At 49.5% G+C, this 22,758-nt stretch carries 18 protein-coding genes; 14 read left to right on the top strand and 4 right to left on the bottom strand.

Annotated elements, in window-relative coordinates:
- Positions 1-89 precede the first annotated feature (89 nt).
- Both smc and ACINK7_RS09090 read left to right on the top strand, forming a co-directional pair.
- Positions 90-3,599 carry a chromosome segregation protein SMC gene (gene smc / locus ACINK7_RS09085; RefSeq protein ID WP_404361034.1) on the top strand — a complete coding sequence of 1,170 codons (3,510 nt, stop codon included), beginning with the start codon at positions 90-92 and terminating at the stop codon, positions 3,597-3,599.
- Positions 3,599-4,333 carry a cell division protein ZipA C-terminal FtsZ-binding domain-containing protein gene (locus ACINK7_RS09090; protein WP_404361035.1) on the top strand — a complete coding sequence of 245 codons (735 nt, stop codon included), beginning with the start codon at positions 3,599-3,601 and terminating at the stop codon, positions 4,331-4,333. Before smc ends, ACINK7_RS09090 begins: the two co-directional genes overlap by 1 nt.
- Before the next feature lie 307 nt (positions 4,334-4,640).
- Here the strand turns inward: ACINK7_RS09090 and smbP are convergent, their stop codons facing one another.
- Both smbP and ACINK7_RS09100 read right to left on the bottom strand, forming a co-directional pair.
- A complete protein-coding gene (smbP, locus tag ACINK7_RS09095) occupies positions 4,641-5,084 on the bottom strand; it encodes a small metal-binding protein SmbP (protein WP_404361036.1) in 444 nt (147 codons plus the stop codon).
- 546 nt (positions 5,085-5,630) lie between these two features.
- Positions 5,631-6,302 carry an SOS response-associated peptidase gene (locus ACINK7_RS09100; protein ID WP_404361037.1) on the bottom strand — a complete coding sequence of 224 codons (672 nt, stop codon included), beginning with the start codon at positions 6,300-6,302 and terminating at the stop codon, positions 5,631-5,633.
- A gap of 2 nt (positions 6,303-6,304) precedes the next feature.
- On the opposite strand from ACINK7_RS09100, the gene ACINK7_RS09105 reads away from it, so the two are divergent.
- From ACINK7_RS09105 to ppk1, 3 genes are all read left to right on the top strand, one after another.
- Positions 6,305-7,207 carry a 1-aminocyclopropane-1-carboxylate deaminase/D-cysteine desulfhydrase gene (locus ACINK7_RS09105; RefSeq protein WP_404361039.1) on the top strand — a complete coding sequence of 301 codons (903 nt, stop codon included), beginning with the start codon at positions 6,305-6,307 and terminating at the stop codon, positions 7,205-7,207.
- Positions 7,208-7,284: 77 nt separating this feature from the next.
- Entirely contained in the window at positions 7,285-7,923 is a 639-nt protein-coding gene (locus tag ACINK7_RS09110; RefSeq protein ID WP_404361040.1) for a class I SAM-dependent methyltransferase, read from the top strand.
- Between the two features lie 68 nt (positions 7,924-7,991).
- Positions 7,992-10,085 (top strand): polyphosphate kinase 1, encoded by a 2,094-nt coding sequence (ppk1, locus tag ACINK7_RS09115; protein WP_404361041.1) that lies wholly within the window; start codon positions 7,992-7,994, stop codon positions 10,083-10,085.
- Positions 10,086-10,181: 96 nt separating this feature from the next.
- Here the strand turns inward: ppk1 and ACINK7_RS09120 are convergent, their stop codons facing one another.
- Positions 10,182-10,367 (bottom strand): hypothetical protein, encoded by a 186-nt coding sequence (locus tag ACINK7_RS09120; protein WP_404361042.1) that lies wholly within the window; start codon positions 10,365-10,367, stop codon positions 10,182-10,184.
- A gap of 62 nt (positions 10,368-10,429) precedes the next feature.
- Positions 10,430-11,266: a dihydropteroate synthase gene (folP, locus tag ACINK7_RS09125; RefSeq protein ID WP_404361044.1), complete on the bottom strand. Its 837-nt coding sequence runs from the start codon at positions 11,264-11,266 to the stop codon at positions 10,430-10,432.
- A gap of 79 nt (positions 11,267-11,345) precedes the next feature.
- On the opposite strand from folP, the gene ACINK7_RS09130 reads away from it, so the two are divergent.
- From ACINK7_RS09130 to ACINK7_RS09170, 9 genes are all read left to right on the top strand, one after another.
- Positions 11,346-11,891 (top strand): flavoprotein, encoded by a 546-nt coding sequence (locus ACINK7_RS09130; RefSeq protein ID WP_125219246.1) that lies wholly within the window; start codon positions 11,346-11,348, stop codon positions 11,889-11,891.
- The gene (locus ACINK7_RS09135) at positions 11,888-13,276 is read left to right on the top strand and encodes a DUF6513 domain-containing protein (RefSeq protein ID WP_404361045.1); all 1,389 of its coding nucleotides are present in this window, start codon (positions 11,888-11,890) and stop codon (positions 13,274-13,276) included. Before ACINK7_RS09130 ends, ACINK7_RS09135 begins: the two co-directional genes overlap by 4 nt.
- A gap of 4 nt (positions 13,277-13,280) precedes the next feature.
- The gene (locus ACINK7_RS09140; protein ID WP_404361046.1) at positions 13,281-13,844 is read left to right on the top strand and encodes a DUF447 domain-containing protein; all 564 of its coding nucleotides are present in this window, start codon (positions 13,281-13,283) and stop codon (positions 13,842-13,844) included.
- Positions 13,790-14,521 carry a (5-formylfuran-3-yl)methyl phosphate synthase gene (locus tag ACINK7_RS09145; RefSeq protein WP_404361047.1) on the top strand — a complete coding sequence of 244 codons (732 nt, stop codon included), beginning with the start codon at positions 13,790-13,792 and terminating at the stop codon, positions 14,519-14,521. Before ACINK7_RS09140 ends, ACINK7_RS09145 begins: the two co-directional genes overlap by 55 nt.
- Positions 14,522-14,549: 28 nt before the next feature.
- Positions 14,550-15,779, top strand: a complete 1,230-nt coding sequence (locus ACINK7_RS09150; protein ID WP_404361048.1) for a dicarboxylate/amino acid:cation symporter — start codon at positions 14,550-14,552, stop codon at positions 15,777-15,779.
- 207 nt (positions 15,780-15,986) lie between these two features.
- Entirely contained in the window at positions 15,987-16,862 is an 876-nt protein-coding gene (gene dapA, locus ACINK7_RS09155) for a 4-hydroxy-tetrahydrodipicolinate synthase (protein WP_404361049.1), read from the top strand.
- Positions 16,863-16,867: 5 nt separating this feature from the next.
- A complete protein-coding gene (bamC, locus tag ACINK7_RS09160; RefSeq protein ID WP_404361430.1) occupies positions 16,868-17,500 on the top strand; it encodes an outer membrane protein assembly factor BamC in 633 nt (210 codons plus the stop codon).
- 290 nt (positions 17,501-17,790) lie between these two features.
- Entirely contained in the window at positions 17,791-21,672 is a 3,882-nt protein-coding gene (gene purL / locus ACINK7_RS09165) for a phosphoribosylformylglycinamidine synthase (protein ID WP_404361050.1), read from the top strand.
- Positions 21,673-21,761: 89 nt separating this feature from the next.
- Positions 21,762-22,199 (top strand): Hsp20/alpha crystallin family protein, encoded by a 438-nt coding sequence (locus tag ACINK7_RS09170; RefSeq protein WP_404361052.1) that lies wholly within the window; start codon positions 21,762-21,764, stop codon positions 22,197-22,199.
- Positions 22,200-22,758 lie beyond the last annotated feature (559 nt).

Consider the following 22,758-nt stretch of genomic DNA (forward strand, 5'->3'; position numbering starts at 1 on the left):
AAAAGCAAAAATAAAAAGTCGAAGTTAATCCGGATATCGTTAATAATACGCGGTTATTTCCATTTAAACCAAGCAGCATTGTACCAGTAATGAAACTGGAAAAAATCAAACTTTCAGGATTTAAATCGTTTGTCGATCCGACCGTTATCCCGATTGCCGGTAATTTAACCGCGATCGTCGGGCCCAATGGTTGCGGCAAATCCAATATCATCGATGCGGTTCGCTGGGTGATGGGGGAGAGTTCGGCCAAACATTTGCGTGGCGGCAGCATGGTCGATGTGATATTTAACGGTTCGGCATCGCGTAAACCGGTCGGCACAGCATCGGTCGAATTAATATTCGATAACAGTGAAGGCAAGGCCGGCGGCGAGTTCGCGAAATACAATACGATTTCGATCAAACGCCAGGTCAGTCGTGACGGGCAATCATTGTATGCTTTAAATAATGCACGTTGCCGACGCAAGGATATTACCGACTTATTTCTAGGTACCGGGCTCGGTTCGAGAAGTTATGCGATCATCGAACAGGGCACGATTTCGCGCATGGTCGAGGCCAAACCGGAAGAACTTCGGGTGCATATCGAAGAAGCGGCGGGCGTTTCCAAGTATAAGGAGAGACGCCAGGAAACCGAGTCGCGCATGCAGCATACGCGCGAAAACTTGGAACGTTTAACCGACTTGCGCGATGAAGTCGAAAAACAATTGAAACATCTGCAAAAACAAGCCGAAAAAGCCGAAAAATATACCGGCCTAAAGCAGCAAGAGCGTCAATTCAAATTGGAATTGCTGGCGATGCGCTGGGATGGTTATCATCAATCCTTGCGGAAATTGGATGATCAGTTGCGTGAAGTTGCCGAAGATCATAATCGTTTGTTCGTTGCGGCGCGCGAGACCGACGCCGCTATCGAAGCCGCACGCGCCGAACATAAGAATCGGCAAGCGTCGATGAATCGCACGCAAGGCGACTATTATCAGGCGTCCTCCGAAGTCGGTCGTTTGGAGCAGACGATCCAGTTGAATCAAAAAAGCCATGAGGAGATCGTAGTCGAGATTAACCGGCTCAGGCGGCAGCTCGAGCAGTCGGTTAACGAGCTTGAAAACGATCAACTGCAATTGGAAGAAATTAAACAAGCCTTGTTCGAAGCCGATGAAGCATTGGCGCTGAGCCAAGAGCGCGCCGAGGATGCGGACGTGGCGCGCCAACAAGCGCAAGATGAAAAAAGTACTTGGCAACGGCAATGGGAAGTTTTTCTATCAGAAAGTTCGGCCTGTAGAGAACAAGCCGAAATCGAACGGCTGAAAATCAAACAGTTGGATAGTCAGAACCGCCAGCTACAAGCGCGTTTGGATAAATTGCAATCGGAACAAAACGAATTGACCGCGAGCCATTTACAAGCTGCGATCGAAGATTTGTCCGCAACGGTCGAATTGCTTCAAGAGCAGCGCGATGAGATGCACGGACAATTGGAAAATTTATTGCTACGAATCCAAGAGCAGCGCCAACAGCTCAAGCAATACAATCAAGACTTGCACGGCTTGCGCTCCGAATTGCATGGCGTCAACGGCAAGATTTCATCGTTGGAGTTGTTGCAGCAACATGCGATGGGTAAGGACAACAAACATCTTGCCGGCTGGTTGGATCAGGCGCAATTAACGGACAATAAACGCCTGGCGGAGTTGCTTGAAGTCGAAAACGGATGGGATCATGCGCTTGAACTCGTACTGGGTGCTTATCTCGAGGCGGTTTGCGTTGAGGATGCCGAGTTACTGTTTCCGGCCTTGCAAAACCTAACCGAGGACTCGGTGACGTTGTTTGAAACGCGAGAGTTCAATGGCGATCCGCAACATACCGCATTGCCGGCCTTGATCGATAAGGTCAAGGCACCTTGGGATTTGCAGGGTTTGTTGACCGGTATTTATTGCGCGGATGATTTGGCCTCTGCGAAGGCGATGGAATCGTCGCTCAAACCTTACGAATCGATTATTCTACCCGACGGCACTTGGATAGGATGCGGTTGGTTACGTATTATTCACAGTAAAGACAGTAAAACCGGTGTTTTGCAACGTGAAAAAGAACTGCGTTCGCTTAAACAGCGCCAATCGGAATTGCAACAACAAATTGAGCAACTCGAGGAACGGCTAGAAGATGCCGAGCAAGCCTTGAAAGATACCGAAGCTCATCGGGAAACTTGGCAGCGAGAGGAAAAAACACTTAGTTCGGAATTATCGGCTAAAAGCGCCGAATTGAGCGCGGAATCGGCCCGGCACGAGCAGCAACAACGGCGCTTGTCGCAGGTTCGTCACGAAATCGATGAAATCGTCGCCGAAACCGCCGAACAGGCCGAGATGCAAGCCGAAGCCGAGCTGAAATTGCAACAAGCCGAGCAACATTTGTATCGACTAGATGAACAAAAAGAAGCATTGGAAGAGGCTAGCCGGGTTTTGCAAACTAAGCTGCAAACCGCCGAAGCTCAAGCTTCGGAAATTAAGCAACAGGTTTTCAGTTATCAGTCCAAGATTGAATCATTGCGTTCTTCAGAGTCTTTGACGACAAAACAAATCGAACGCTTAAGCCTGCAAAATCGACAAGCCGGCGAGCGTATCGCAGAACTGGAACAAAAGCTCGTCGACACGGCCGCACCGATTGACGATGAAAAGCTCTTATTGCAACAATACCGTACCGATAAAGAAAGGCTTGAGAAGGATCTGAAGGCCGCGAGAAAATTACTCGAGGAAACCGAACAAACCATCGCCGGTTTAACCGAGAGACATACGCAAATTCAGCGCGACTTGGAAAAACGGAAAGCAAGTTTGGACAAACTTCGTTTCGAGCAGCAAGAGTGTCAGGTTCGGCGGCAAACGATCACCGAACAGTTAAATGAAATCGATGCCGAACCCGAACAGGTATTACAGCAAATACCGGAAGACGCTAATGAAGAGGGCTGGAAATCGAAAGTCGATGCATTGGCCGTTCAAATTGAAAAACTGGGTGCAATCAATCTGAGTGCGATCGATGAATATCAAGTGCAATCGGAACGCCTGAAGTTTCTCGACGATCAGCATGCCGATTTGACTGAAGCCTTGGATACCCTCACGCAAGCAATCAATAAAATCGACAAAGAAAGCCGGCAGCGTTTTAGGGAAACATTCGATAAAATAAACAGCGGCTTACAAGAAAAATTCCCGAAGTTATTCGGCGGTGGGCAGGCTTACCTGGAATTGACTGAAGTCGATGTATTGGAGGCCGGTGTCAATATCATCGCTCGTCCGCCGGGTAAACGGAACAGTTCGATTCATTTGTTATCGGGCGGCGAAAAAGCATTAACGGCGGTTGCGTTGGTATTTTCAATTTTTGAGCTCAATCCGGCGCCGTTCTGTTTATTGGACGAGGTCGATGCGCCATTGGATGATGCTAACGTGGGCCGTTTTTCGAAAATGGTCGAAGAAATGTCCGCGGCCGTGCAGTTTTTATTTATATCGCATAACAAGGTGACGATGGAGATTGCAAAACAATTGGCAGGTGTTACGATGAGAGAGCCCGGAGTGTCGCGGATGGTCGCGGTGGATATCGAAGAAGCAATGAGTCTGGCGGAAAGCTAATGGATAAAGAAATTTTAAGAATGGTTATTATTGTCATGGGGTTGATTGTGATCGCGGTCATGTTGCTGTGGTCTTATTTCAAAGGCAAAAAATCTCGGCGGGATGGTTTTTATTTCGATGATAAGGAGTCGGTACGGAATATCGATCCGTCGCTGACCTTGCATCCCGAACACGACGAATTCGACATCGTGCCGCTTGACTCTACCCAAGACAAGGATGATTCGGTCGATTTCAAGGATTATTCGACTGAAACACGGTATGGCTACGAGTCGGGTAAACAGCCTGATACCGATGCATCGGCTCAGCCGTATCAAGCCAAAAAATCGAAAGATCAACTGCCTGCGCTAATTCAATTTAGTTTGATAGCCGCCGAGGATGAAGGATTTAACGGCACCGATCTGGCCTTGGCTTTCGATAGTGTCGGATTGGTCTACGGTAATATTAAGATTTACGAGCGCTTAGATAGCAGAGGCTTGGTCGATTTCGGCGTGGCCAGCATGGTTGAGCCGGGCATATTCCCTGATCGGGATTTAGAAAAATTCACGACGCCAGGCTTGGTGTTTTTCATGCAACCGCGTGAAGTCGACGATCCTGCGGCGGTATTTGATGATTTTATCGAAACGATCGATATATTGGCCGAGGAGCTGGATGGCGTGCCGTGGGACGATCAGCGCCAACCGCTGACCGACGAAACGGTAGAAGTGTTGAAAAATCGCTTGTCGTTGGGCAATTGATCAAAAGGGCTCGAAACGAACGAACGTCTCGAGCCCTTTTGCTAGCTTTATTGAAGTCTCGGTTTCCCGAAAATAAATATACCTATCGTAGATCAACATTCGGCACTGGGGGGGGCGTCAAAGGACGCCGTGAACCCAGCACCTAAATTATCCAAGACAATTAACCATAGCCAATGGGCTATGGAATTTAGGTGCTGGGTGAATACGTTCATGTAGGCTCTATGCCAGCATCCATGCTGGCAACCTTTGCCAGGCACCCCGGTGCCTCCTTAGGCGCTGCCGAAATTTGAAGTGTGGAAGGTATAATTTATTGATTTATTTTCTTATAGCCGGTGACAGGCCATTTGCTAGATGACGATTTTGAAGTCTCTTTCTGATCTTCAATCTCAAGTTCTGCTGCAGCAGCCGATCCTTTGGATTGAGTTGATTTTTGAATGTGCTCAATGGCTTCTTCGGCCGGTGGTGTCGCTATGTCGGCATGATCCATCTTGCCGTGTTCGATGGAATATTCCAGTACTTTAACGGCGGCTTGCAAATGCGCTTTTTCCTCGCCTTCCGCTGTTTCTAATGCTTTTATCGCATGTTCTAACGCAGCTTCGGCATGCTCGACCAAAATCGAAGCGTGGCCCATTTTGCCGTGCTCGACCGCGGCATGTGCATGCTCTAATGCCACCGCAGAATGATCTTCCGCCATAACCAATTGGCTAGCACCCATCAGCAAACCTATGGTCATTGTTTTTAATAGTTTCATATGAATATCCTCTTTTTATGATGTTGTTATAGTAAATTTTAAGGAACATAGCTAAATATAGCTTTAGCGACCGATTGCATGTGTAACATAATTAAACGTTCACTTGATTATCCTCGTGACGTCGAGCAAAGCATAAGCTGGGCAAAGTTGCCTGAAATTCCCTTATGCCACACATCTCGACCGGATAGGCATTTCGCATCGGTTGCCGAAGTTTTAGGTTATGTCCGTCCCTTAGTCGATAAATATGCCGTGATGGTTTATTTATCGGTTACATTGTGAAAACGAAATTTTCCAATGTATTTAATTTCAATGACTGTTTCGTAGGTCATTGATTTTGCATTGACTCCATGTCTTTTCTTAAGGATGACGACTCTGCCACTTGGGGCACATTAGGTCTGAGCCGTTATACGCCACATTTCCTTAATTCAGATCGATACGAACTTTATTTGATGACTTAAGTCCGTCACTACTTAACCTACACCTTTTTAGTGAGCTTTAGCAAGGTCTTTAACCGACTTTGTTTCCAAGAAAATAAAGTCGGGTCAATCAATGCGCTAATTGAATCGGATGAATGCACGCTTCATCGTTATGGACCGGATTATTGACATGTTGGCTAATCGGCGTCAATTCCATTTGTTGATAAGAAAAGGTTTGATCGAAAGCAAGCACGTCGATTTCGAATGCTTGTTTATTCAACCAATCACCATAATTTTCAGGGTTGATAATGACCGGCATGCGTTCATGAATGTCTGAAACCGGTGCTAAGGCCGGGCAGGTAATGATCGTGCAAGAATAAATGGTTTCGTCGCCGTTTGTCCAATGCTCCCACAATCCTGCGAACGCGAACAGTCGACTATCCGGAAAATGCACATGATACGGTTGTTTACCGATTTCGGTTTGTTGCCATTCGTAAAAGCCGGTAGCGGGAATTAGGCAACGCCGTTTAGAATATGCCGCTCTGAACGAAGGCTTGTCGGCCAAGGTCTCGGCTCTGGCATTGATTAAGCGGTTGGCGATTTTTGCGTCTTTGCTCCAGGATGGGATCAAGCCCCAATGCAAATAGACGCTTTTGTTGCTGCCGTCTTCCAATTGCACGATGTTGAGTATTTTTTGTCCCGGCGGAATATTAAAGTCGGTCCGGTATTTCGGCAAACGCTTCAATCGGAAATGTTCGATGATCGTGTCGCTCGTCGTGATTAAATTAAACCTTCCGCACATAGATGCACCCTAAACTTATCGCACTCGAAAATCAATTTGCACGTTCGATTTTAACAAAGGTTTCAGCTCCTTGCCTGGACAGAGAGCAGGTCGAACTATGGATTAAACGTGACGATTTGCTACATCCTATCGTATCCGGTAACAAATGGCGTAAACTTAAATACATACTCAACCATGCCTTGTCGCTAGGTGCGATTAAAATCGTCAGCATGGGCGGCGCCTATTCGAATCATTTACATGCCTTGGCCTATGTCGGACATCGGCTCGGTCTTCAAACTGAAGGTTTTATTCGCGGCGAGCCGCAGTCGAATCCAACCTTAAGCGATTTGCGTCGATGGGGAATGCATTTGCATTTTGTATCGCGTGAAGACTATCGTAATCTCCGACAATACAAAGACTGGAATAGTTTGCCCGGAATCGATACCGGCGCTTATTGGCTGCCGGAGGGCGGATCGGTCGATTTGGCTTTGCAAGGCGTGGCCGAACTTGTTTCGGAAATCGATATTTCATACGATGTCGTTTGTTGTCCTTGCGGAACCGGAACAACCTTGGCAGGAATTATCGAAGCCGTTCGGCCCGATATCCGCGTCTTCGGTTTCTCGGCGCTAAAAGGCGGATCTTTTTTGCGGCATGACGTAGAGGCATTGTTGACTCCGCCCAGGGATAATTGGGACATCGTCACCGATTATCATTTCGGCGGTTTTGCGCGAACCAAGCCTGAATTAATCGAGTTCATGAAATGCTTTTCCAGTCAGTCTTCGATTCAACTGGAGCCGGTTTATACCGGTAAAATGTTTTACGGGATCTACGACCTAATCGAGAAAGGCTTCTTTCCTGCCGGTCGGCGCATTGTCGCGATGCATACCGGCGGCCTACAAGGCAACAGAGGTTTTTGCTTCACATGATAAAAAAATTAGAAATAAGCTCGGAGCATCAGTATAACAACCACCGATTATTTCAACGAATACTTGAGCCTGAATTGATGGAAGATTCCAAACAGGTACAAGCCTATGCGCAAGCCGATTTTTCGGAGCCTAATGAGTATTTTTTGCAAAATTTGAAAGCCTTGATTGGCATGATTGGTTTCGAAGGTTATGCATTGGATTTGGGTTGCGGTCCGGGCGATATCAGTTGCCGTTTTGCAAAAGCTTATCCATCGGCTCGGGTCGATGCCTTAGATGGGGCGAGAGCGATGCTTGACTATGCAGAATCAATTGTGCCGAGTGAGTTGAGCGCGCGCGTCTGTTTTATTCATGGGAAACTACCTACGATTTCATTACCTCGACGCCGTTATGATTTGATTTTTAGCAATAGCCTGTTACATCATTTGCCGGAACCGCAAGCCTTGTGGAATTTTGTCAAGCGCTACGCCGGTAATGGAACTAGGATTGCCATTATGGATTTATTCCGTCCTCAAAGCGTTCAGCAAGCCAAAGAAATTGTTGAAAGGTATGCCGCTACGGAGCCCGAAATTTTGCAACGCGATTTTTATCATTCGTTATTGGCGGCATTTACACCTGAAGAAATCGAGGAACAATTGCGCGAAGCCGGCCTAAATTTCGAAGTCGAACGGATTAGTGACCGGCATGTATTTATTTCGGGGACTATTATTTTAAAATAATTAAGAACCCAAGCGGCACTCAATATCGTTAGGCAAATTAACAAAATTCTATTACGGAAATTAGTTGTATGGAAAAAGAAAACGAAATAGGCGAGGCGATTAATCTCGATAGTTATGATTTGTATCTCAATCGCGAGCTCAGTCTGCTCGAATTCAATCAAAGAGTCTTGGCGCAAGCCAAAGATTTCCGTGTTCCGTTACTGGAGCGGCTAAATTATTTATGCATTTCCTGCTCGAATCTCGACGAGTTTTTCGAAGTCCGGGTCGCGAGTCTTTTGCAAATGGCTGAAATGGACCCTAAAGCCATCGGCGTCGACGGTTTGTCGCCGCATGAGCAACTCGAAAGGATTTCGGCCAAGGCGCATGATCTAGTCGAGGATCAGTATCGGGTCTTGAATGACATCTTGTTGCCGGCCTTGGCAGAGGAAAATATTCATTTTATCCGGCGGACGGAATGGACCGCTAAACAGCTCAAATGGTTGGAGAATTATTTTAACGAAGAATTGCTGCCGATTTTAACGCCGGTCGGCTTGGATTCGGCGCATCCGTTTCCGCGAATTCTCAACAAAAGTTTGAATTTCATCATTTCGTTGACCGGTAAGGATGCCTTCGGCCGCAATAGCGGTCGGGCGGTTTTGCAAGCACCACGAGCCCTGCCGAGGATCATTCAATTGCCACCCGATGCGACCGGAAGCGGGCATCACGATTTTGTGTTTTTGTCGTCGATCATTCACGCCTTTGTCGATCAATTGTTCAATGGCATGAATGTCAAAGGCTGCTATCAGTTTCGGGTGACCCGTAATAGCGATTTCTTTGTCGATGACGATGCGATAGACGATTTATTGCTTGCGGTCGAAGGTGAATTGGCGATGCGCAATTACGGCGATGAAGTCAGGCTTGAGATTGCTTCGAATTGCCCTGAAGAAACCGTCAATTTCCTCATGGCCCGTTTCGAATTGACGCCTGATCGCCTGTATTTGGTCGATGGCCCGGTCAATCTAAACCGCTTGCAGGCAATCATCAATCATGTGGAGCGGCCTGAGCTGAAATTTACGCCTTTCAAACCGGCTATTCCGTCGCAATTGGCTCGAAATAAAGATATTTTCGCCGCGATCGAAAAGCAAGACATTCTTTTGCATCATCCGTTCGAATCGTTTTTACCTGTCGTCGAATTTTTGAAGCAGGCTGCCTCCGATTCCGATGTATTGGCGATCAAGCAGACGTTGTATCGCACCGGTGCGGATTCGCCGATTGTTGGCGCATTGGTAAAAGCGGCCCGGGCCGGTAAGGAGGTTACTGTAGTGATCGAACTGCGCGCCCGGTTCGATGAAAAAGCCAATATTAATTTGGCTGCAAAGCTACAGGAAGCGGCCGTGCATGTCGTTTATGGAGTCGTGGGATATAAAACACATGCCAAAATGTGTCTGGTATTGCGTAAGGAGGGCAAGAAACTGCGTAATTATGTGCATCTCGGTAGCGGTAACTATCACCCCAAAACAGCATTGCTTTATACCGATTATGGCTTGTTTTCCTGCGACAAGGAGCTTGGCGAAGACGTTCGCCGCGTATTCGCGCAATTGACCAGTCTCGGTAAAGTAACCAAACTGAATAAGTTATTGCAATCGCCTTTTACGCTGCATAGTGGTTTGATCGAAAAAATTGAGCGCGAAATTAATCATGCTCAAGCGGGAAAGCCGTCCGGAATTATTATTAAAGTTAACGCGGTAGTCGAACAACAGTTGACCAAAGCCTTGTATCGGGCCTCGCAGGCCGGTGTGAAAATCCATTTGATTGTCAGGGGTATTTGTTGTCTAAAACCCGGCATTCCAGGGGTTTCCGAAAACATTGAAGTTCGGTCTATTATCGGCCGATTCCTCGAGCATACCCGTGTTTATGCATTTGAAAACGACGGTAATCCGGAAATCTATGTTGCCAGCGCCGATATGATGGGGCGCAATATGTTCAAAAGAGTCGAGACTGGCTTTCCGATAGAAAATAAACGATTACATCAACGGGTTAGAAGCGACTTAGAGTTATATTTAAAAGATAATTGTCAAGCATGGCTGTTACAGTCGGACGGCCAATATGTGCAATTGTCGCCTGGAGAAGAGGAAGAAGCGATTCAGGCCCAATCGGAGCTCTTGGTGTCATTGCAAAATTGAGGCTGAGCGCTCTTACCGGCATGTTTTTCAAGTCATAAAGCATGCTTCTATAGCCTAAGAGACGGCTTGCCAAGGTCAGTAGTCATTGGCGCCAACTTAAGTAACGTTCATGAAGGCCCAGCAATCGCCAGGCAAATGAAAGTGCAAACTGTGGTGGGTGCGGTCACTCGCCCGACAGGACGCCGTGAATACGTCCATGTAGGCTCGGCGGCGGCTATCCCTGCCGCCGACGCCTGTCGGTCGAGCAACCGCACCCTCCTCGGAACCGGTGTTGTTTTTCATAAAGCGGCAAATGCACCATAGAATGAGCGCTAAGTTGGCGCTTATGAGGTCAGTAGTTGGCGTCATGGCTTGATTGGTAATCTCCGTTGTTTGATCGCCCAGGCGACGTCGACCGCCTGCCTATTTTCTTTGATATCGTGGACGCGGAATAGCTTGACGCCGGCCATGACGCCCAATGCCGTGGTGACGGCTGTGGCGGTGATCAACTCGGTGGGCTCGGCGACATCCAAAATAGAACCCATGAAGCGCTTACGGCTAGTGCCCAGCAAAACCGGATAGCCGCTTTCGACGAAGCGATCCAAATGTGCCAATAAATCCAGATTGTCTTGTTTGCGTTTACCGAAACCGATGCCGGGGTCGATCGCAATATTGCTTCGATCAACGCCTTGTCCGATTGCTTGATTGATACGCTTCATCAAATGATTCAGCACTTCGCCTACTACATCTAGGTAATGAGGCTGATCCTGCATCGTTTTGGGGGAGCCTTGTTTGTGCATCAGAATAATCGGAATCTGACGTTTTGCGGCTAAATCAAAAATCATGGCGTCGTCTTCGCCCGCCGATATATCGTTGATGATATCGGCGCCGGCCGACAGTGCTGCTTCGGCGACCGAGCTCTGAGTCGTATCGATACTGATCAGGCTATCCGAAGCAAGATGTTTTCGGATGGCTTCGATGACAGGCACTACGCGTTCGATTTGTTGCGAGGCGCTCACCGGATCGGAGCCGGGGCGGGTCGATTCGCCGCCGATATCGATGATGTCGGCGCCTTCGGCGAGCATCTTGCGGCATTGCTCCAATGCGTTATCTAGGCGGTAATGTCGCCCGCCGTCGGAAAAGCTGTCAGGCGTGACATTTAAAATGCCCATGATCAGCGGTTTTTCTATCGTGTTAAACATAAATAAAATTTCGGCGGTATTTGAAGTGGTCTTTGATGATCGGGTATAATAACGGACTATTTCAATTTTGATCGAATAAATGGATAAACCGCGTTTAGCTTGGGCCGTCACCGGCTCCGGGCATTATATCGAAGAGTGTCTGGAATTTTTGATGACATTGGACGATGTCGATCTTTACTTGAGCCAAGCGGGCGAGGAGGTTTTAAAGATGTACGGCATTAAACTTGACGAGGTTCGCGCCCGAATGCCGGTTTTTCGCGATAAAGCCGCTTCGTCGCCACCGGTCGGTCGTTTTTATACCGGTTATTATCATAGTTTCGTGATGGCGCCGACGACCTCAAACACCGTAGCCAAATGCATATTGGGCATTGCCGATTCGCTGGTGACCAATCTTTATTCTCAAGCAGGCAAATGCCGCGTCCCCAGTATCGTCTATCCATGCGACATCGCACCCGAAATGGAAACCACCGCGCCGGGTGGTAAGAAGGTTATGGTATATCCGCGCCCGGTCGATTTGGACGCGACCGATAAACTGCGCGCCTTTCCGTATACGCAAGTCGTCGAAAGCGTCGACGAATTAAGCGAAGCGGTCAATCGGCGCCTGAAAACGTTGGGCCTGGTATGAGCGAGCACATCTTGTTTTTGACCGGAAAATTGGCCGAAAAACAATTACACCAGATTCTGGAAAAAATGCAGCCGGAGTTTACCTATACGGTACATCAGTTGGGCATTAAAGTCGCAGCGTTGATGACCACGGACATGATTTGCCGTCGTCTCAAGGAAACTTATCAAGCCGACCGAATGATCCTACCCGGAAGATGCCGGGGGGATCTGGACAAGGTGATACAACAATTCGGTTTACCGGTCGAGCGCGGCCCCGATGAGTTAAAAGACTTGCCCCTATTTTTCGGCAAGGAAGCGCACAAGCCCGATCTTAGCGATTATCGCGTGAAAATTTTTGCCGAAATCGTCGACGCGCCGAATGTTTCAGTCGAAGAGGTCGTCGAGCGGGCGCATTATTACCGGCGTCACGGCGCCGATGTGATCGATATCGGTTGTTTGCCGGGAACGCCGTTCCCGCATATGGAAGCCATTATCCGAACATTAAAGCAGGAAGGCTTCACGGTTAGCATCGATTCGCTCGAAGCCGACGACTTGCTCAGAGGCGGCAAGGCCGGCGCCGATTTCATGTTGAGTCTGCATGAAGGAACACTCTGGGTCGCCGATGAAGTCGAAACAACGCCGATTCTGATTCCGGAAATTCATGAAGACTTGGCATCGCTGGATCGAGCGATCGAAACCCTGCAGGCTAAAAATCGCGTGTTCCTGGTCGATCCTATCTTGGACCCGTTGCATTTCGGTTTCACGCAATCGGTGGTGCGTTATCATCAGGTACGGCAAAAGTATCCCGATATCGAGATTATGATGGGCGTCGGTAATATCACCGAATTGACGCATGCCGACACGGTCGGCATGAACGCGCTTTTATTGGGCATTTGCTCGGAACTCGATATCAACGCAATTCTGGCGACTGAAGTCAGCAAACATGCTTGCCGGGCAGTCAAGGAAGCCGATTTGGCGCGGCGCATCATGCATGCCGCCAAGCAAAATAATATGTTACCCAAGCATATCGACTCGGGATTGATGGCGCTGCATGAAACCTCGCCGTTTCCCTATACGCTCGATGAGATCAAAGAATTGGCCGGCGAGATCACCGATCCGAGCTACCGCATTCAAACCAGTCGCGAAGGTCTGCATATTTTTAACCGAGACGGTTTTCATTCGGCGACAGACCCGTTTGATTTATATCCGAAACTCGGCGTTGAAAACGACGGCGGTCACGCCTTTTATTTAGGCGTCGAACTTGCGCGCGCCGAAATCGCCTGGCAACTCGGCAAACGTTTCAATCAAGACGAGGCCTTGAGCTGGGGCTGCGCGACCGATCTATCCGAGCCGACGGTCGATTTGCACAGCTTTAAACCGGCCGGCACGACGCTAAAGAAAAATTAAACCGATGATTTTAGAAACGATAGTCACCACACAAAATTCAGAAGGCAGGGCGCATATTGCGCCAATGGGTATTCATCGGCACGATGAAGAGTTGATTATTTTGCCGTTTCGGCCGTCGACCACGCTCGACAATCTCTTGTTCAGCGGCCATGCCGTGATCAATTATTGCGACGATGTCAGGGTGTTTGCCGGTTGTTTGACGGGGCGGCGCGATTGGCCTTTGATCGAGGCCGAGAAGATTCCCGGTAAGGTCTTGACATGCGCATTGGCGCATAGCGAAGTCGAAGTGGTCCGTGTCGAAGAAGATGCTTTGAGGCCGAAACTGTTTTGCAAAATTATTCATACGGTCAACCATGCGCCATTCATGGGTTTCAACCGGGCCCAGTATTCGGTCTTGGAAGCGGCGATTTTGGTCAGTCGGCTGGGTATGTTGCCGCAAGAAAAAATCGATGCGGAACTGGGCTATCTTAAAATCGGCCTCGAAAAAACCGCCGGCCCGAAGGAGCTCGAGGCGTGGTCTTGGTTAATGGCGGTCATCGAACAGCACAAACGAGAGAAGCACGCATGACCGGGATGCTCGCCAGTGTCAGCAAGCTCGATGAAGCGCTGAGGATCTTAAATTTCGAAGTCGATATCGTCGACTTGAAGCAGCCTTCCCAAGGCGCGTTGGGTGCTCTGGATACCATGACGGTTGCACGCATCGTCAAGGCAATCAATGGACAATGCCCAATCAGCGCGACGGTCGGCGATTTACCGATGATTCCGGAAGTCATCGTGAGCGCGGTAGCGGATATGGCGGCGACCGGAGTCGATTATATCAAGATTGGTTTTTTCCCCGGCGGCGATTGGCAAGGCACGCTGGATGCATTGATGCCATTGGCTCAAGCCGGGTTGGCGTTAATCGGGGTCATGTTTGCCGATAGCGAACCCGAATTACATTACGTGGCCGCGTTCAAACAAGCCTGTTTCAAGGGTGTAATGCTGGATACGATGGACAAAAGTTCGGGTTCCTTACCTCATGTGTTGACTGATGATGCGATTGCGGGGTTTGTAGCTAAATGCAATGAACTCAGACTGTTATGCGGACTTGCCGGGTCACTAAGAGCCGAGGATGTGCCTGATTTGTTACGCCATAAACCCGATTATTTAGGTTTTCGAGGCGCTTTGTGTAGGCGACACGATAGAACCTCGCATTTGGATGATAATGCGATACTTGCGGTTAAAAAAGCGTTTTTACAGGGTTAGGTGGAAGTGGGTAGGTCGAGCGTAAATCATGAAAAATAAAATGCCGATCACCACAAAAATTTTGATTGCGATGTGCTTGGGGCTATTGGCAGGAAGCGCGATCAATGCTTTCGGACATGATAATGGTGCGATTCGGGAATATCTTGTCGACGGCTTGTTTCATGTGGTCGGCGCGTCGTTTATCAATGCCTTGAAAATGTTGGTCGTGCCGTTGGTCAGCTTTTCGCTGATTTGCGGTGTATGCGGCATCGGCGATATCGCAGCGCTAGGTCGTATCGGCATTAAAGCCTTTGGTTTGTATTTGTTGACGACCGGCCTTGCGATTGCCTTGGCCTTGTTGCTTGCCGTTTCGGTCGGTCCTGGGCGCGATTTCGAACGTAGCGGCGATACCACTGAATTCAGCGCGCCCGAAGCGCCCGGTTTGACTGAAGTGCTGATCGGGATCGTGCCGAGCAATCCGGTTAATGCGTTCGCCGAAGGTAATATGCTGCAGATCATCTTTTTTGTGATTCTTTTTGCGATCGCGATGATGATGGCGGGCGAAGTCGGTTTCCAATTGTTGAGAACCGCCGAGCAATTGAACGAAGTCATGATGAAACTCGTGATGCTGGTTATGGAATTTGCGCCGATCGGGGTTTTTTGTTTAATCGCGAAGAGTTTTTCCGAACAGGGTATCGGTTTGATCGTGCCGATGCTGGGTTATTTTTCGGTGGTTATCGCCAGTTTGTTTCTCCATACTACGCTTACGTTGTGTTTACTGTTATGGCTGATGACGCGGATGAATCCATGGGAGTTCATGAAAAAAATGCGTCCGGTGCATATCTTCGCCTTTAGTACGGCCAGTTCCAATGCGACGATTCCGGTCAATTTGCGTGTCGTTGAACACGATTTGGGCGTGCCGAACTCGACCGCGGCTTTTACGATCCCGCTTGGTGCGACGATCAACATGGACGGTACCGCGATTATGCAGGGCGTCGCGACAGTATTTATCGCCAATGTCTACGGCATCGAACTCGGTTTGATGCAATATTTAACCGTGATCGGCATGTCGATATTGGCATCGATCGGCACGGCAGGCGTGCCCGGCGTCGGATTAATCATGCTGGCGATGGTATTCAATCAAGTCGGGCTGCCGGTCGAGGGCATTGCCTTGATTTTAGGCGTGGATCGGCTTTTGGACATGCTTCGAACGGTCGTCAACGTGACTGGCGATGCGGCCGTGACCTGTATCGTCGCTAAGGGAGAGCATCGCCACTAGGCTACATCCTAGCCGAACATATCCCCCGTCTTTAGGAAATTAGACGCCTTTTCGATAAGACTAGGCGTAATAATCCAGCGGCGCCAAGCCTAGACGCTACAGCAGTTGATTACGCGCGGTTGTTAATTTTAAAAGATGGGATTTGTCTGTTTGCTTGTTATAATGCTCGGTATTTTTACAATTGCTTAACAGGTTCGAGAGATTGGGATGATTCAAGGCAGTATCGTAGCGCTGGTTACACCGATGATGGAAAATGGTTCGATTGACAAGGACAGCTTAAAAAAATTGATCGAATTTCATATCGATCAAGGTACGGACTCGATTGTTGCAGTCGGTACGACAGGCGAGTCGGCAACGCTCGACGAAGACGAGCATTGCGATTTTATTAAATCAGTTGTCGATTATGCCGGCGGCAGGATTCCAATCATCGCTGGGACTGGCGCCAATTCGACGACAGAGGCGATCGAATTAACGAATAGAGCGAAAGAAGTCGGTGCCGATGCCTGTCTTCTGGTGACGCCTTACTACAACAAACCGACACAAGAAGGTTTGTATTTACATTTTAAAGTCGTTGCCGAGGCGGTCGATATTCCGCAAATTCTCTATAATGTCCCGGGACGCACGGCTTGCGATATGCTGCCGGAAACGGTGGCTCGCTTGTCTGTTATCGACAATATTGTCGGTATTAAGGAGGCTTCCGGTAAATTGGAAAGGGTTAAGCGCTTACGCGACTTATGCGGCGACAAATTTGCGTTGTATACCGGCGATGATGCGACAAGCTGTGAATTTTGTTTACTAGGCGGTAATGGCACGATCACTGTAACCGGCAATGTTGCGCCGAGATTGGTCCATGAAATGATAACCGCCGCGATTGACGGCGATCGCGAGACCGCCCTGGCCATCGATGCAAAATTAACCGGATTGCACAAGCAGTTGTTCATTCAATCGAATCCGATACCGGTTAAATGGGCATTGATGGAAATGGGTATGATTCAAAAAGGTATCCGTTTGCCGTTAACTTGGCTGACCGAAGAGTGTTATGAGCCGGTGCGCGCTGCCATGCGTCAGGCGGAGTTGATTTGAAATTCATGAAGCGCATCTTTGCCGCTTTACTATGCCTGATCGTTCTGCCCTTCGTGGCGGGTAGCGGGTGTAGCACGATCAAAAGCTGGTTTCCCGATAAAGAAAAAGATTACCAATTTAGAACCGAAATACCGGAATTGGTGTTGCCTAAGGAATTGGCTATTCAAAAAGTAGAAAGACCGGTCAGAAATTCGAGAGTCGATCTAAGGCATGTCGATACCACTCAAGTGGTCGATGACGTCGACAAGATCACCCAGGTCGAGCGGGTCGCCACTGCCGATGCAGTCGTGCTCAGGATTAATGAACCCGTCGGAAAAGCCTGGCGTATCGTCGGTAAGGCTATGGCAAGACAGTCGATTGAAATCGTTGCACGTGACAGATCGCTGGCATCTTATATCGTGCAGTACGATCCTGAAGAACAGAGAGTGACCGACGATTCCTTTTGGGATGAGATCCTGTTCGTTTTCGGTCTATACGGGTCCAACGAAAAAGAATACCGCATAAGGCTAATCGAGTACGAACAATTTACCGATATCATGGTGAGGGATGAGGCTAATAAAGCCGTATCGAGCGGTGATGGCCTAACCTTGTTGCTGACGATTCAGCAAGCGATTGAAGACGATCTAGCCGATCAATAGACAGTTTTCGATGGTAGGTTAGGTTTCAGCTTACGCCAGGAAACGTACAAGGTTGATTCTCCCCTTTACTAGTCAAATTTCGGCCACCGGGGTACCTAATTAAAGGGCGCCTCGAACCTGACTTTTGGCAGGCGTGACATCAGCTTCCTACTGTCGACATCCTCGTTGGACACACCCCCATACCTTCAATAAAGTCTAACGATTTTCAGTATAAAAGGAGTAGGTTTGCCACGTCCTCTCTACACTGTATCTGTACTTTTTTATGAACTATTTCTCTTAACGGATTCCCCATGTTAAAAATTCCAGGAACATCCGCGCTATCCGCATTCCGCATAGAAAAATTACTTGCCCGTCTCCAAGAGATAGAGCCAGCCATCCATGGTATTTCGGCTTGTTATGTCCATTTTGTCGAGCTCGAACGTGCGATTAGCGCTAGTGAGCAAACGCTATTAAACCGTTTGTTAGCTTATGGAAGCGGCACGGCTGGATCGTTTCTTGACGGATTGCGCTTAACGGTGATTCCCCGGCCCGGCACGGTTTCTCCTTGGTCCAGCAAAGCGACCGAAATCGCACAGCGTTGCGGCTTGGAAGCTGTTTGTCGCATTGAAAGGGGAATTGAATATACGATATTCTCCGAAGGCATACTAGACGATCAAATTCAAAATCGCATTTCGGCTCTTGTGCATGACCGAATGACACAAACGGTCGTCAACAGCGAATCGATCAGTGAAGAGATTTTGTTTGCACATCACGAGCCTAAACCGTTACAGACCGTGCCGGTAATTGAGTCCGGTAGCGAAGCTTTGGTTAAAGCTAATACTGTGCTTGGGTTGGCGTTAAGCCCCGATGAAATCGACTATTTGACCGAAAGTTTTCAAGCATTGGAGCGCAATCCAACCGATGTCGAGTTGATGATGTTCGCACAAGCCAATTCGGAACATTGCCGCCATAAGATTTTCAATGCTGCCTGGACGATTGACGGTATCGAACAAGCCGAATCTTTGTTCAAAATGATTCGGCATACCGCCGAACAAAGCCCTGAAGGTATTTTGTCGGCTTATAGCGATAACGCCTCTGTTGTGGAAGGCGCTAATACGTCGGTTTTCATCCGCAATGCGTTGACCGGCGAATATGCCTATGTCGATGAAGATGCGCACATCTTGATGAAGGTCGAAACCCATAATCACCCGACTGCAATATCTCCGCATCCAGGCGCGGCGACCGGTTCGGGCGGGGAGATTCGCGATGAAGGCGCAACCGGCCGAGGCTCTGCGACCAAGGCCGGTTTGACCGGATTCAGCGTTTCCCATTTAAGGGTTCCAGGTTACGAGCAACCGTGGGAAGACGATAACGGCAAGCCGGGTCGCCTAACTTCGGCGTTGGATATCATGCTGGAGGGGCCGATCGGCGGTGCGGCATTCAATAATGAATTCGGTCGTCCGAATCTGGCCGGTTATTTCCGTAGTTTCGAACAAGTTGCACCGGGCGGTGATGACAACGCGTTCCACGGTTATCACAAACCGATCATGATTGCCGGCGGCATGGGCAATATTCGCCCAATGCTGGTCGAGAAGCAACCGATACCGGCGGGGTCGTTGATCATCATCCTGGGAGGGCCTGCGATGCTGATCGGCTTGGGCGGCGGCGCCGCTTCATCGCAGACTTCGGGCGAGGCTGCCGAGGAACTGGATTTTGCCTCGGTGCAACGCGAAAATCCCGAAATGCAGCGCCGTTGTCAGGAAGTCATCAATCATTGCAATGCCTTGGGCGAGGATACGCCGATCGTCTCGATACACGACATCGGTGCCGGCGGCCTATCGAATGCCGTGCCGGAGATCGTTCACGACTGTGCTCGGGGCGGGCGTTTCGAATTGCGCGACGTCAATATTGCCGATCGCGGCATGTCGCCAATGCAGATATGGTGTAACGAGGCGCAGGAGCGTTATGTTATCGCGATCAAGCCGGAGTCGCTGGAATTGTTTAAATCGTTCTGCGAACGGGAGCATTGCTTGTATGCCGTGATCGGCAACGCAACCGATGAAGAGCATTTGCAACTGAACGATCGTTTGTTCGGCGACAGACCGGTCGATTTACCGATGTCGGTGTTGTTCGGCAAGCCGCCGAAAATGCATCGAACGGTCGAGCATGTCAAACCTGATTTGTCGCCGTTGGACCTAGCCGGCATTGAGCTTGACGAAGCGATCAAGCGCGTATTGTCGTTCCCGGCCGTCGCCGATAAGAGCTTTTTGATCCATATCGGCGATCGTTCGATTACAGGTTTAGTTGCGCGCGACCAAATGGTCGGGCCTTGGCAAGTGCCGGTCGCCGATGTCGCAGTGACCGCTTCGGGCTTTTTCGCGTCGACCGGCGAAGCGATGGCAATAGGCGAAAGAACGCCGTTGGCGATCATCGACGCGCCGGCATCGGGCCGGATCGCGGTCGGTGAAGCGCTGACCAATCTTGCCGCCGCACGTATCGGATCGTTGGGCCATATCAAATTGTCCGCCAACTGGATGGCCGCGGCGGGCAGTCCGGGTCAGGATGCGGCGTTGTTCGACACGGTCAAGGCGGTCGGAAAGGAACTTTGCCCGGCATTAGGTATCGCGATTCCGGTCGGCAAGGATTCGTTGTCGATGAAAACTGTTTGGCAACAAGACGGCCGCGAAAAAACCATGACCTCGCCGGTATCGTTGATCGTAACCGCGTTCGCGCCGGTAGTTGATATAGAGAAAACCTTGACGCCGCAATTGCGCGACGAACCTTCGGTATTGATTTTGATCGACTTAGGGCAAGGAAAAAACCGCTTGGGCGCCTCCGTATTTGCGCAAGTCTTTAAACAACTAGGCGATAGTTGTCCGGATTTGGACGATGCTGTGTTATTCAAGGCCTTTTTCGACGCGATTCAGGACTTGAATAGCCGCAGCAAGTTGCTGGCTTATCATGACCGTTCCGATGGCGGTCTATTGGCTACGATCGTCGAAATGATGTTCGCCGGAAGGCTCGGCACGAACTTGGATTTGTCCGGGTTAGGGAAGGACGCCTTGTCGGCCTTGTTCAATGAAGAGCTTGGAGCGGTTATACAAGTCAGGGAAAGCGATAGCGCCGAAGTCATGGACTTGTTGGCGCAAGCCGGTTTGGATGCGTGTGTGCATCGAATCGGTACGGTTACGAAGCAAACCGATTTAAAGGTCAGCTATGCCGGTCGTGAACTCTATTCGGCCTCTCGGGCCGAATTGCAGCGCTGCTGGTCTGAGCTGAGTTATCGAATGCAAGCGTTAAGGGATAATCCTGATTGCGCATCCGAACAATTCGAACGGATCGGCGACGATAATGATCCCGGCCTTAATGCCGTGTTAACTTTCGATAGCAACGAAGATATTTGCGCACCGTTTATCGGCAAGTCGAAGCCGAGAGTGGCGATTCTGCGCGAGCAGGGCGTCAACGGTCATGTCGAAATGGCCGCCGCGTTCGATCGGGCTGGGTTCGCTGCAGTCGATGTGCACATGACGGATATCATTGCCGGTCGAGTTAGCCTGAAGGATTTCAGGGGGCTTGCGGCTTGCGGCGGGTTTTCTTACGGCGACGTGCTCGGCGCCGGCGGCGGTTGGGCCAAGTCGATTCTGTTCAATCCGCGCGCCCGCGATGAATTCGCGGCGTTTTTCGAACGCGAGGACACCTTCGGCCTTGGCGTGTGCAACGGTTGTCAGATGATGTCGGGGCTCAAGGAGATTATTCCGGGCGCCGAACACTGGCCTCGTTTTTTGAGAAACTATTCCGAGCAATTCGAGGCGCGCGTCGCGCTGGTCGAGGTTCAAGAATCGCCGTCCATTCTGTTGACCGGCATGGCCGGTTCGAGAATGCCGGTTGTGATCGCGCACGGTGAGGGGCGGGCGGAGTTTTCAGGCAGCCCGCTTGAAGCGATGGAAGGCGGTGCGGTCTCTTTGTGTTACGTCGATAATTTCGGTGAAAAAACCACGCAATTTCCGGCCAATCCGAACGGTTCGCCATTGGGCATTACCGGCCTGACCAATCGGGACGGCCGCTTTACGATCATGATGCCGCATCCGGAAAGATGCTTCAGAACCGTGCAAAATTCGTGGCATCCCGATGATTGGAGCGAATACGGTCCTTGGATGCGGATGTTTAGGAATGCTCGGGTTTGGGTGGCTTGAAATAATTTTGAATACCCCTATATTGTTTAACAGATACTGATCGATGTTTGTTCAGTATTTGATCGATAACAATTATTTCGGAGGTGTTTATGGCTATCACACGTTACGAACCCTGGGGCATATTGAGTCAACTGCAAAGAGAATTGGAGCGCGCGAGCGAAGGCGGTACCGGCGAAGGGTCGATATCGACCGCCGAATGGGCGCCTGCCGTCGACATCAAGGAAGAAACCGATAAGTTCGTGTTGCATGCCGATATCCCGGGCGTTAAGCCTGAGGATATCGAAGTCAGCATGGAAAACGGCATTCTGACGATCAAAGGTGAAAAGAAGACCGAAGCGAAGACCGAAAAAGAAGGTTATAAGCGAGTCGAACGGACTTACGGGTCTTTCTACCGTCGTTTCAGCTTGCCCGATACCGCCAATGCCGATGCGATTTCGGCAAAATCGAAAAACGGCGTCTTGGAAATTACGATTCCGAAACAAGAAGCAGTACAGCCGAAAAAAATCAATGTGACCTCGGAAGAATAAGTCAAGCAAACGGAGCCCTCGGGCTCCGTTTTTTTTGGGGGGCCAGGAACGCGAGCACGAAATCAATCAGGCTTCATCATTTCGAGGACTCCGAAAGTCGCGACGGATGTTTTGTGGGAGCGATCCCCAGATCGCGATCTCGAAGTCGAGTGAGCAAGGTAACAACAAACGGTATCGAAGTTGCGTTGGCTAAGTATACTCATCGTACATGAAATTTCGGCATTCTAATCCCTCACCCACATTGGGAAAGAGAGGGCTGGGGTTAGGGTTTTAAAAAACCGAAATTTGAAGTGCAAAAGTATAGCGTAACGCACCTGATAAAATCGGAGAGTATTTTTTAAGGCTATGTTCGCGTTAGCAGTTGAAACGGTCCTCTTTCCTACTCTAAATAAACCCATTAGGAAATAGCCAATGATTGCTTTCCGATACACTGAGCGTAGCAGAGGGTACGATTACTCGCTTGACAGGACGCCGTGAATACGTCCATGTAGGCTTGACGGCAGCTCCCTGCTGCCGACACCTGTCAATCGAGCAACCGTACCCTCCTTTCAACCATTGG

The sequence above is a fragment of the Methylotuvimicrobium sp. KM1 genome (genome assembly GCF_044788715.1).
GTDB lineage: Bacteria > Pseudomonadota > Gammaproteobacteria > Methylococcales > Methylomonadaceae > Methylotuvimicrobium.